Annotated in this window: 10 protein-coding genes; 5 read left to right on the forward strand and 5 right to left on the reverse strand. The window is 54.5% G+C overall.

Features of this window, described 5'->3' with window-relative positions; genetic code table 11:
• Positions 1-84 precede the first annotated feature (84 nt).
• Together HVE01_RS11940 and aptA are read right to left on the reverse strand one after the other, a co-directional pair.
• Entirely contained in the window at positions 85-1,581 is a 1,497-nt protein-coding gene (locus tag HVE01_RS11940; protein ID WP_146944338.1) for a CoA-acylating methylmalonate-semialdehyde dehydrogenase, read from the reverse strand.
• Positions 1,582-1,624: 43 nt separating this feature from the next.
• Positions 1,625-2,992 (reverse strand): omega-aminotransferase AptA, encoded by a 1,368-nt coding sequence (gene aptA / locus HVE01_RS11945; RefSeq protein WP_146944339.1) that lies wholly within the window; start codon positions 2,990-2,992, stop codon positions 1,625-1,627.
• Between the two features lie 346 nt (positions 2,993-3,338).
• On the opposite strand from aptA, the gene HVE01_RS11950 reads away from it, so the two are divergent.
• The 5 genes from HVE01_RS11950 to HVE01_RS11970 are packed head-to-tail and all read left to right on the forward strand — an operon-like array spanning position 3,339 to position 8,773.
• A complete protein-coding gene (locus tag HVE01_RS11950; protein WP_125751929.1) occupies positions 3,339-3,581 on the forward strand; it encodes a hypothetical protein in 243 nt (80 codons plus the stop codon).
• A 13-nt stretch (positions 3,582-3,594) separates the two neighbouring features.
• Positions 3,595-5,142, forward strand: coding sequence for a sodium:solute symporter family protein (locus tag HVE01_RS11955; RefSeq protein ID WP_146944341.1), 1,548 nt, complete (start codon positions 3,595-3,597; stop codon positions 5,140-5,142).
• Between the two features lie 22 nt (positions 5,143-5,164).
• Positions 5,165-6,031, forward strand: a complete 867-nt coding sequence (locus HVE01_RS11960) for a FadR/GntR family transcriptional regulator (protein WP_146944343.1) — start codon at positions 5,165-5,167, stop codon at positions 6,029-6,031.
• 49 nt (positions 6,032-6,080) lie between these two features.
• Complete coding sequence (locus HVE01_RS11965) at positions 6,081-7,370, forward strand: Zn-dependent hydrolase (RefSeq protein WP_146944345.1); 1,290 nt, start codon at positions 6,081-6,083, stop codon at positions 7,368-7,370.
• A 2-nt stretch (positions 7,371-7,372) separates the two neighbouring features.
• A complete protein-coding gene (locus HVE01_RS11970) occupies positions 7,373-8,773 on the forward strand; it encodes an amidase (protein WP_146944347.1) in 1,401 nt (466 codons plus the stop codon).
• 18 nt (positions 8,774-8,791) lie between these two features.
• Here HVE01_RS11970 and hmuQ read toward each other — a convergent pair whose 3' ends face one another.
• From hmuQ to HVE01_RS11985, 3 genes are all read right to left on the reverse strand, one after another.
• The gene (gene hmuQ, locus HVE01_RS11975; protein WP_125751945.1) at positions 8,792-9,094 is read right to left on the reverse strand and encodes a heme-degrading protein HmuQ; all 303 of its coding nucleotides are present in this window, start codon (positions 9,092-9,094) and stop codon (positions 8,792-8,794) included.
• A 301-nt stretch (positions 9,095-9,395) separates the two neighbouring features.
• Positions 9,396-10,667 carry a 4-aminobutyrate--2-oxoglutarate transaminase gene (gene gabT / locus HVE01_RS11980; RefSeq protein ID WP_146944349.1) on the reverse strand — a complete coding sequence of 424 codons (1,272 nt, stop codon included), beginning with the start codon at positions 10,665-10,667 and terminating at the stop codon, positions 9,396-9,398.
• An 11-nt stretch (positions 10,668-10,678) separates the two neighbouring features.
• Positions 10,679-12,130 (reverse strand): NAD-dependent succinate-semialdehyde dehydrogenase, encoded by a 1,452-nt coding sequence (locus HVE01_RS11985; protein ID WP_146944351.1) that lies wholly within the window; start codon positions 12,128-12,130, stop codon positions 10,679-10,681.
• Positions 12,131-12,189: the final 59 nt, after the last annotated feature.

The following is a 12,189-nucleotide window of genomic DNA, read 5'->3' on the forward strand; positions in this document are numbered from 1 at the left end:
CCTTTACGACTAAGATACGCACACCAAAAAGTGCACCACCGCTTAGCAGTGGTGCAGAGAAGATGGCGCAGTTAGCGTACGGCGTCAACGTTGGTTAGTGGGAAACGAAAACTCGGCACGTGTGGCTTCGCTCACCGAAGGCCAGCGTTGGGAAACCGCTTTTCGACGGGTGTAGAAGCGTACAGAGTCAGGGCCGTAGGCATGAAGGTCACCAAACAAAGAGCGCTTCCAGCCGCCAAAGCTGTGGTAGGCCACCGGCACGGGAAGCGGTACGTTAACACCCACCATGCCCACTTCGATGCCATCGGTAAAGCGTCGAGCAGCCTCGCCATCGCGAGTAAACAGGCAGGTACCATTGCCGTATTCATGGTCGTTAATCAGTTGCATGGCATCATCCAAGCTGCCGACCCGCACCACGCACAGCACTGGCCCGAAAATCTCTTCCTGGTAAATGCGCATATCGGTGGTGACGTTATCGAACAGGCAGCCACCAACGAAATAGCCGTCTTCATGACCCGCAATTTTCAGCTCACGGCCATCGGCCACTAGCGACGCGCCGGCCTTTATGCCGTCTTCGATATAGCCCAATACCTTGTCACGATGCTCTGCCGTCACCAGCGGACCCATATCCAAGCCTTTATCGGTACCAGGGCCAACCTTGAGCTCAGCAATTTTAGGCAGCAGCGTTTCAACTAGTCGATCTGCCGTCTCGTCACCCACGCATACCGCCACCGAGATTGCCATGCAGCGTTCGCCGCAACTTCCAAAAGCCGCCCCCATCAGGGTATTGGCAGCGTTTTCCAAATCGGCGTCGGGAAGCACCACGGCATGATTCTTCGCCCCACCCAGAGCCTGAACGCGTTTGCCTGCGGCCGAGCCACGGGAATAGATAGCTTCCGCTACCGGCGTTGAGCCAACAAACGAGATGGCTTTTACGGCCTTAGCATCGAGCAGGGTTTCCACCGCTTCGCGACCACCGTGCACCACATTCATCACGCCTTTTGGCAACCCCGCTTCTTGCAACAGCTCGGCTACCGCCATTGCTGCCGAAGGGTCTTTTTCCGAAGGCTTGAGTATAAAACTGTTGCCGCAAGCAATCGCCATCGGATACATCCACAGCGGCACCATGGCAGGGAAGTTAAACGGCGTAATGCCAGCCACTACGCCCAATGGCTGGAAATTGGACCACGCATCAATGCCCGGCCCAACATTATGGGAATACTCACCTTTTAATAGCTCAGGCACACCGCAGGCATACTCGACATTTTCGATGCCGCGCTTCAGTTCGCCCATCGCATCTTCAGGAGTTTTACCGTGCTCTTCACTGACCAGTTGCACCAAGCGGTCAGCGTGCTCCTCTAGCAGTTGCTTGAAGCGGTACATCACTTGGGCGCGCTTAGCTGGTGGTGTATCTCGCCAAGCAGGAAACGCAGCTTGGGCAGCGGCAATCGCCCGCTCTACGTCGGCGGCGCTGGCGTCCGCCACTTGGCGGATCACTTGACCCGTTGAGGGGTTAGTGACGTCCAGCGTGCGCTGGCTGTCGATTAATTCACCGTTAATTAGATGGGAAACAACGCTCATTTTTTAACTCTCTTGTTAACGCTCTAAAGTTTAGATCAGTCGGTTATGCTAACGAATCCAGGGTGGTGGCAACGGCATCAAACAGCCGCTCTAGCTCAGCCTCAGTGGAGCCAAACGGAGGGCCGAACTGCAGCGTGTCGCCGCCGTAACGCACGTAGAACCCAGCTTCCCATAAGGCTAAATGAGCATCTCTAGGGCGAATGGTAGGGTCGCCATCTCTGGGGGCTAATTGAAGTGCGCCCGCCAAGCCATAGTTGCGAATATCAACAATGTGATTGCGGCCTTTTAGAGCGTGCAGCTTTTGTTCAAAAGCGGGCGCGATAGCCCTTACCTGAGCAGGGAAGTTGTCACGCTCCATCATTTCCAATGCCGCTAAACCAGCTGCACACGCAACGGGGTGGGCGCTGTAGGTATAACCGTGGGAAAACTCAATGGCGTGCTGGGCACCGCCAGCGTGCATAAAAGTGTCGAAAATTTCGCTGGAAGCAATCACCGCACCCATAGGAACAGCACCGTTGGTGATCTGCTTGGCAACGTTCATGATATCCGGCGTAACGCCAAATGCTTCTGCCCCGGTGGTTGCGCCGCTGCGACCAAAAGCAGTGATCACTTCATCGAATATCAGCAGAATATCGTGGGCGGTACAGATCTCGCGCAGCCGATCCAGATAGCCTTTAGGTGGCACAATCACCCCAGCAGAGCCAGACATCGGCTCAACGATCACCGCCGCAATGGTGGATGCATCGTGCAGGGCGATCTGATCAAGCAGCGCATCAGCAAGCTCGGCGCCAGTTTCAGCTTGGCCCCGAGTGAAGGCGTGACCTGCCTGCAGCGTGTGCGGCAGATGCGTTACGTCCATCAATTGGCCGTAGTGCTTACGATTACCACCGATGCCACCCAGGCTGGTGCCACCAATATTCACCCCGTGATAACCCTTGGCACGGCCAATCATGCGCGTCTTCTCGGGCTTACCTTTTAGCCGCCAGTAGGCCTTGGCCATTTTGACAGAGGTATCAGCGGCTTCTGAACCAGAGTTAGTGAAAAACACATGATCCAGCCCAGCAGGTGTAAGGCTGGCCACTTTTTCCGCCAGCTTAAACGCCAGCGGATGGCCAATTTGAAAACCTGGCGCAAAGTCGAGAGAGCCGAGCTGCGCCGCCACCGCTTTCTGGATCTCTTCACAATTGTGACCTGCACCGCAGGTCCATAAGCCAGAGAGTGAATCAAACAGCTTACGGCCCTGGTCATCGATGTAGTAGCGCCCTTCCGCGCCAGTAATCATGCGCGGGTTGGCGCGGAAATCACGGTTAGCGCTAAACGGCATCCAATAGTGCTGATTAAGCGCACTGGGAGAAGCGTTTTGTTCGTCAATAAACGCTTGAGGGGTCGTGTTGTTTTGTAGGTCAAACATGGTGTCCAGCTCCATCGCTATGAGACATGGCCTCAGCATGCGCTACTGAACATGTTTATAAAATTACGCTTTTCTTGTGTTCACGTTAGAAAATTTATACGTAATAAGCAGGCTTTCGCTATCCATTCTGGCTTGACGATATTTTGAAAAACACCTATTTGTTATATCTATACGAATAAATACAACAAACAAGTGGTTCACGCCCCACTAACGCTTAGCAACCGCGCTGCGCTTAATAACGCTGCTGCTCTGCTGCTGGATAGCTTTTGCTGAATAGCTTTTGCTGGATTGCTTTGCGCTAAAAACCAAGCTCACACACTAACCATAAACAAAGGGCAAACGTGTTATGAAATATCTACCTCCTCTTAAACTAGCGCTTTATAGCGGCATGCTGCTTGGGTTCTTCATGCTAGAAAGTCCCATCATCATGCTAGCCAATCGCATAGAACCCATGCTGATGGGACTCCCCTTTTTATTGGCCTGGAATCTCTTTTGGTGGTTTGCATTAACGGCGCTGTTTTTAGTGGCGTATTTGACAAATTGGGGCAGCCCATCATCAACGGCTAACCACACTATTAAGCAACCATAAAAGGGGATAACGCATGACCGGTAGCTTATTAATTATTGCCGCATTTATGATCATCCCCTTACTGGTAGGGGTTTTATCGGCACGACAATCGCAAGAAACGAGTGAAGACTTCTTCGTTCAAGGCCGCGCGATGGGCAGCATAGCGGTATTTTTCACCGTAGCGGCCACTTGGTGGAGCGCGTTTGCCTTCTTGGGTTCTAACGCCACGTTCTATACCAATGGCCCGGTCTTTCTGACTGCGCTAGCCTGGAACTTGCTGTTTGGTTTTATGTATTACTGGATCGGCAAGCGGGTTTGGTTTTTAGGAAAGCGATTCAATTATTTAACGCCATCAGATTTAATTGGCGACTTTTATAACAGCGAAGCACTGCGCATTACCGTTGCGGCTATTACGCTGATTTTTACCGTACCTTATTTACAGATCCAATTAACGGGTGGTGCCTATTTAATTGAAGTTGCCTCTGGTGGCTTGATTCCTTTCTGGCTCGCCGCGCTGCTGTTTTACTTCATTATTATTATCTATGTATGGATTGGCGGCATTCGTGCCATCGCCTGGACCGACGTCATTTACGGCGCGCTATTGTTCTTCGGCATGATGTACGCAGGCTACTATATTTCCACCCAAGTAGGTGGGCCATCCGCTCTGTTCAGCCAACTCCAGCAAACCTCTCCTGAACACCTCACTATGCCAGGACCGAACGGCACGATGGGCTATCCCATGTGGTTCTCGCTGTTTGCGATAACCGCTATTGGCGCCTTTATGGGCCCACAAATTTGGTTGCGCATGTACTCAGTTAAGCACGGCAAGCTGTTTAACTTAATGCCCTTCTTATTGGGTTTAGCAGCTTTTGCCTATGTAGGTTCTGTTCTATCAGGTTACTCGGGAGTGCTACTTGAGCCGAATGTGGAAAATCCCGACCAAATCCTGCCCATCATGCTCATGGAGTATGCGCCATATCTACTTGCCTCGTTGATTATGGCAGCGGGCGCATCAGCCGCCATGTCAACGGCAAACTCACAGATTCACGCGGTATCCACGGTAGTGACCATGGATATTTACAAACGCTATGTGAACCGTGACGCAAGCCAAGCCCGTATTGTTTATATCGGTCGCTTATCACTGGTGGGCTTCTCACTGGTGGCTTATATCATGGCGCTTACCGTACCCGGTGTTCTGGTCACTATCGGCATTGCTGCTCTGGCTGGTACTGCACAATTAGTGATCCCAACACTCGGTGCCATCACTTGGAAAAAAGCTCACCCGACTGCTGCTCTAGCAGGTTTGTGGGGCGGCGTTGGCTGCGTGCTTCTGATGACCTTTGGCCCGCTAAGTGCTCCCCTTGGCTTCCATGCAGGTATTTGGGGACTACTGCTCAACATCGCACTGTTTGTTGGCCTAAGCCATGCATTGCATCGCCGCGACACAGCGGTTGTGGAACGCTTTACCCAGGCGCGCTACGACTATGATGCGGAGTATCATCCCGAGCGTTTACCTAGCTATGCACAAGACGCTAAACCAGCTTATGCACAAGAAACTAAGCCCTCAGTAGCTGATCGCTAACAATCAACAAAGGAGTGTATTGATGGCCAAAGCCCCTGTTTCAACTACTCGTTCAACGGCTAGTTCAACTACTCGTTCAACGGCTAGTTCAACTACTAGTTCAACCGCTAAGCGTCGCCCTAAACTCGCCGAGCTTATCAGTGATGATATCAAACGCTGGATTGCATCAGAGGGGCTCGGTGAAGGTGATCGTCTGCCAAATGAGCGAGCTCTAATGGAGCTCTATGGCAGCGCCAAAGCCACTATACGCGAAGCGCTTAAGATACTTGAAGTTGAGGGGCTCATCACTTTAAAAACCGGGCCTCAAGGAGGAGCCGTTATTAATCAGCCGGGCATGGAACCCGCCAGCCGCATGCTACGTAACTTTCTGCATTTCCAACAGTTAGATGGCAAGCAAGTGTATCAATTGCGCAAGCTGTTAGAGGTCGAGCTGGCGGCATCCGTCGTCGGCCGACTCACGGAAGAAGACTTTCAACAGCTTGAAGCGAATATAGCATCCTGCACTTGCTGTAGCGGCGAGGAAGACCATAAGCGCCAGCGCTTTTTAGAGCTGGAGTTCCATCAACTGCTGGCGCGCACCTGCCCGAACCCACTGCTGGCATTTATATGCCAGTTTTTAAACGACATGCTGCGCGACCTAGTCGTGATCAAAAAAGCTTACGTGCCTGAGCGTAAACAATTCGATCACGCTAACCAGGACTATCACCGACAGTTGCTAGATGCCTACCGAGCTGAAGATACCTCGCGTGTTCGTCAAGTGATGGCCGAGCATATGCTAGATGCAGAGCACCACATGAGCGCGTTGGAAGCCGAAATGGCCGCACAAATGCTAGTCAGCAACGACCTACTAGGCACTCTAGCCAATCGTTCAAAACTATATGATTTATAAATGAAAAATGCGTGCTTTAGCACCCTTTTCATCCTGAGAGGATAGCAAATTGACTACCTACATAACGCCAACAAACGCAATCACTAATCTACGCACCGACAGCGATCGGCTTTGGCAATCACTAATGGACATGGCAAAGCTGGGCGCTACGGCTAAGGGCGGCGTTAACCGACAGGCGCTAACGGATCTTGATCGCCAGGGGCGCGACCTATTTATCCAATGGTGTCGTGCAGAAGGCTGCACCATCCGTATTGATAATATCGGTAATATTTTTGCCCGCCGTGAAGGCAGCGACCCAACAGCCAACACCGTCATGGCGGGTAGCCACTTGGATAGCCAGCCCACTGGTGGGAAGTATGACGGCTGCTTTGGCGTACTGTCAGGCCTAGAAGTAATCCGAACGCTTAATGAACACAACATCACCACAAAGTCGCCCATTGAAGTCGTTGCGTGGACTAACGAAGAGGGCTGTCGCTTCCCACCCTGCATGATGGGGTCTGGAGTATTTACTGGCGTGCTTGAATTTGACGCCATGATGGCACGCACTGACGCCGATGGCGTCACGGTAAGTGATGCACTGGATGCCATTCACTACCGTGGTAGCGATGAGGTCTCACCCAGTGAGATAAAAGCTTACTTTGAACCACATATCGAACAGGGGCCGATTTTAGAAGATACCGACACCACCATTGGCGTGGTTATCGGTGGGCTTGGTCAAAAGTGGTTTGATTTAACCCTAACCGGGCTTGAAGCCCACGCGGGTCCCACACCCATGAATCTGCGTCGCGACGCCATGATGGGCGCGGCGGAAGTCACCCAAGCACTCAACAAAATTGCCTTGGATCATCAGCCCCACGGGCGCGGTACGGTTGGTTGTATGTCGCTACATCCTGGCTCGCGTAACGTTATTCCCGGCCAAGTCAAAATGACCTTGGATATGCGCCACTGGGAGCCGGAAGCCCTCATCTCAATGGCTCAATCCTTAGCGACGGCCGTCGAAGAAATTTGCCAACGTCATGGGCTGGAATATGAATTAACGCCCACCGCAGATTTTGCCCCGGAGCACTTCAATAAAACCTGTGTTGATGCCGTGCGCGAAGGGGCCAAGCAACTCAACCTATCGCACATGGATATCATCAGCGGTGCTGGTCACGATGCGATGTTCGTCGGCCGTGTAGCCCCGGCTGCAATGATCTTTGTGCCCTGCAAGGACGGCATTAGCCACAACGAAATTGAAAGTGCTACCCCAGAGCATGTTCACGCTGGCTGTAACGTCCTTCTGCAGGCCATGTTGAATGCGGCCGGTGTTGAAGACAGCATTAGCATAGCTGGGGAGTAACAATGACCGAGACATTTGAGACACTCACGGCTGTGGAAGCATTAGCCCGCTTCCGCCAGGGCACTCTTTCCCCAGAGGCGCTGGTAAACGACTGCTTGGAGCGGATTGCCCGCGACAACCCAAAGGTCAATGCGTTTACTTGCGTGAACGAGATAGAGGCTCGTCGCTTGGCAGCAGCGTCTGCCCAGCGCTGGCAGGCAGATAAACCCTGCGGCCCGCTAGATGGCATTCCTGTCACTATTAAAGATTTAACCTTAACGAAGGGCCTACCGACACGCCTGGGTTCAACCACCACCCCATCAGACGGCCCTTGGGAGGTGGATGCGCCGATCAGCCATCACCTTCGCAATGCTGGAGCCATCGTCATTGGCAAAACGACTTCGCCCGAATTTGGTTGGAAAGGCGTCACTGATAACCCCCTGCACGGCATTACCCGTAACCCGTGGAATAGCGCACTAACGCCCGGCGGATCATCCGGCGGTGCAGGGGCAGCAGCGGCGCTTAATCTAGGTCTCTTACACCAAGGCAGCGACGCGGGTGGCTCGATCCGTATCCCATGCAGCTTTACCGGCACCTTTGGCATAAAGCCAACCTTTGGTTGGGTTCCCCAATGGCCCGCCAGCGCCATGAGCACACTTTCCCATTTAGGGCCAATGACCCGCACGGCGGCCGACAGTGCGCTAATGCTTAGCGTGATGGCCCAGCCAGATGCCAGGGATGGTTACTCCGGCAACCCCCAAGGGCCAGACTGGCTAACACCGCCGCCTGCCAACCTAAAGGGCTGGCGCATCGCCTACAGCGCCGACCTGGGCTACGTAGAAGTAGCCTCAGACATTGCTCGAAGGGTAGAGGAAGCCATTGCCTATTTCGAAGAGCTGGGCGCCACAGTAACCCGCGTTGATCCTGGCTTTAGCGATCCAATCAAGACGTTTAACACCCTCTGGTTTGCAGGTGCCACCCAAGCGCTAGAAAAACTGGACGAACAGCAGCAGGCATCACTCGACCCTGGGTTTCTCGATATTGCCCGACGCGGGCAGGATGTATCGCTTTCCGACTATCTCGCCGCCCGGCGCCAGCGCAGTGAATTGACCGCCCAAATGGCAGCCTTTCACGAACGCTATGACTTACTGGTTACACCCACGATGCCCATCTCCCCCTTTGCAGCGGGCCACAACGTACCACCAGGGGGAACCTACCGAGACTGGATGGACTGGACGCCGTTCAGCTACCCCTTCAACCTCACCCAGCAGCCCGCTGCATCCCTTCCTTGCGGTTTGGATAATCAAGGGCTGCCAGTAGGCCTTCATTTAGTCGCGGGCAAATATCAAGACCTCAAAGTGCTGCATGCCGCCCAGTTACTTGAGCGCTACTTGCCACCGCTAACACCACCCGCGATTGCCTAAACAGATATGAAATATCGCTTATAGCACGACCTCATACCCTTCAAACTTAGGTGGGCCAAGATAGATACCTTCCGGCGCCTTGGCGTTAGCATGAGCCTTGCGGAACGCTTCTGACTTGGTCCAGGCACGGAAGGCCTCTTCCGATTCCCACACACTGTGGGAGATAAACACGGTGTGGTCTTCCTGGCTCTCGCCCTGCAGCATTTGGAATTGTTGAAAGCCCGGCACTTCATCTAAATGAGAATCGCGGTTGCGCCACACCTCTAAAAAATCCTCTTCGCGGCCTGGGGCAATCCGAAAACGGTTCATGGCGATATACATGCACTCTCTCCTATTGAGTTTGTCTAACACGCTAGCGTAGCGGCCTGCCGCTTACGACGTCTATCACTTGATGGTAACGTCATGGTTTTATGACGAATAGGCGTTACGCCGAGCAAACCATCAGGATACGGCATGGCTAAGGCACCCATCCAGGTCGTTTGGTTCAAACGCGATATGCGCATGAATCATGACCTGTCACTCAAACATTCGCTAAGCAGCATCTTCAAACCAAAAAACCCGCCAACGCCAACAGCTTTCACTGTTTGGCGATGACGGGTTTGATGATGCTTAGAAGAACGGTTTAGCTAAGCGCTTCCAACGACTGCTCAATAATGCTCAAGCCCTCTTCCAACACTGCAGAAGAGACCGTCAGCGGCACCAGAATGCGGATGCTGTTGCCGTAGAAGCCACAGGAGAGCAGGATCAGGCCTTTCTCACGGGCTTTGGCACACAGCGCGCCGGTCATCTGAGGATCTGGCTTGCCTTCGCTGTCGAGCAGTTCAAACGCCGCCATGGCTCCGAGCTGGCGGCCGTGGGCAACGGCAGGGAAGCGTTCTTCCCATACCGCGAAACGTTCGGCCAGCATTTTGCCCATCTGTTCGCTGCGCGCCAGGATATCTTCTTCTTCGATTACCTCGATAACCGCTAACGCCGCTGCGCAGGAGAGCGGGTTACCGCTGTAGGTGCCGCCCAGGGAGTTGGGGCCAGAGGCATCCATCACGCTGGCACTACCCACAACCGCCGATAGCGGCATGCCGTTCGCCAGGCTCTTGGCGGTGGTGAGGATGTCCGCTTCAATACCGCTATGTTCCAGCGCAAACAGCTTGCCGGTGCGGGCAAAGCCAGACTGCACTTCGTCGGCGATCAGCAGAATACCGTGCTCGTCGCACAGCGCACGCAGCGCTTTCAGGTAATCCGGTGAGGCGATGTAGAAACCGCCTTCGCCCTGTACCGGCTCAATCACAATGGCCGCGGTGCGATGCGGGGCAATATCGGTTTTGAACAGCGTACGAATGGCGTCTAACGACGCTTCTTCGCTGATGCCGTGCAGCGGGTTGGGGAACGGCGCGCGGAAAACATCGCCCGGCATAGGGCCGAAGTCGTTCTTATAGGGCAGTACCTTGCCGGTCATGGCCAGCGTCATCATGGTACGGCCGTGGAAAGCACCGTCGAACGTGATAATGCCGGTACGGCCAGTCGCCGCGCGGGCGATCTTCACGGCGTTTTCCAGCGCTTCAGCACCGGTATTAACCAGCATTGCTTTACGCTCGGGGCCACGCACCGGCGTCAGTTCACAAAGTTTTTGGCACAGCTGCACGTAAGGGGCGTAGGAGATCACCGCCGCGCTAGTGTGCATGACTTTTTTAAGCTGCGCTTCTACCGCCGCGACAATTTTTGGATGGCGATGGCCCAGGTTTAATACGCCAATACCGCCCGCAAAATCGATCCAACGGTTGCCATCGGCATCCCACAGCTCGGCGTTTTCAGCACGCTCGGCAAACTGGGTGGTAGGCGTGGCGGCACCGTTGGCCACATAGCGATTTTTCAGTTCGTTCAATTCTTGGTTATTCATCATCGTTTTCCTTATAGACCGCCAACGCAGACGTATTTCAGTTCAGTAAACTCATCTAACCCGTGGTGGGAGCCTTCACGCCCCAATCCGGACTCTTTCACGCCGCCAAACGGCGCCAGTTCGGTAGAAATCAGGCCTTCATTGACACCAACCATGCCGTATTCCAACTGCTCCATGGTGTGCCAGATACGGCGGTAACCCGTGGCGTAGAAGTAGGCCGCCAAGCCAAACGGGGTATCGTTGGCCATGGCGATCGCTTCTTCATCACGCTGGAAACGGAACACTGGCGCAACGGGCCCGAAGGTTTCTTCATCGGCCACCGCCATCTGGGTGGTTACGTCAGCAAGCACCGTGGGGGTAAAGAAGCGCTCGCCTGCGGCGTGGGGCTTACCGCCGCAGAGCAGTCGCGCGCCGTGATTGACCGCGTCGTCTACGTGACGCTGCACTTTTTCCACCGCCGCTTGGTTAATCAGCGGGCCGATGGTGCTGCCTTCCGTTAAACCATCGCCGACCTTCAGCGCGCTAACACGCTCGGTCAGCTTGCTGACAAACGCGTCGTAAACCCCGTCCTGTACTAGGAAGCGGTTGGTGCACACGCAAGTTTGCCCGGCATTACGGAATTTTGAGGCAATCGCCCCCTCTACGGCGGCATCCACATCAGCGTCATCAAAGACGATAAACGGCGCGTTGCCGCCCAGCTCCATAGCGGTTTTCTTCACCGTGCTCGCGCACTGAGCAAGCAGGTGCTTACCCACCGGCGTCGAGCCAGTAAACGAGACTTTACGCACCAGTGAGTCGGTGGTGAGCACTTCACCCACCGCTGCCGGTTTTGAGGCGGTAATCACGTTAATAGTGCCGGCTGGCAGGCCTGCTTCAAGCGCCAAGTGGGCCGTTGCCAACGCGGTTAACGGCGTCGCTTCGGCGGGCTTAATCACCACGGTGCAGCCTGCAGCCAAGGCCGGGGCGCACTTGCGGGTAATCATCGCCAGGGGGAAGTTCCACGGGGTAATCGCTGCTACCACGCCGACCGGCTCGCGCAGCACCATGAGGCGCTTGTCCGCGCCGTGACTAGGCAAGGTTTCCCCGGCCATACGCTTGGCTTCTTCAGCGAAAAACTCAATAAATGAGGCGCCGTAAGTCACTTCACCCTTTGCTTCTGCTAGCGGCTTGCCCTGCTCCAGGGTCATCAAGCGGGCTAAGTCATCGGCGTGTTCATTGATCAGCTCAAACCAGCGGCGCAGCAATGCCGAGCGCTGTTTCACTGGCGTTGCGCGCCAGGCTGGCCCGGCGGCATACGCTGCGGCCACCGCATCGCGGGCGTCATCAGCGCCTAAGTCGGCAACCCGGGCAATCGTCTCGCCGGTTGCGGGGTTATCGACGGCAAAGGTCTGTTGACCCTTGCGCCACTCGCCACCCACCAGGGTGGGTACTGCATCGTGTAACCACTGTTCGATAAAGCTCATGACCTTCTCCTGATCTGCAACATGGTATGCACGCTAGCAGTAATGCGCTGGTGAGCGAA

The organism is Vreelandella venusta (assembly GCF_007989605.1).
Classification (GTDB): Bacteria; Pseudomonadota; Gammaproteobacteria; order Pseudomonadales; family Halomonadaceae; genus Vreelandella; species Vreelandella venusta.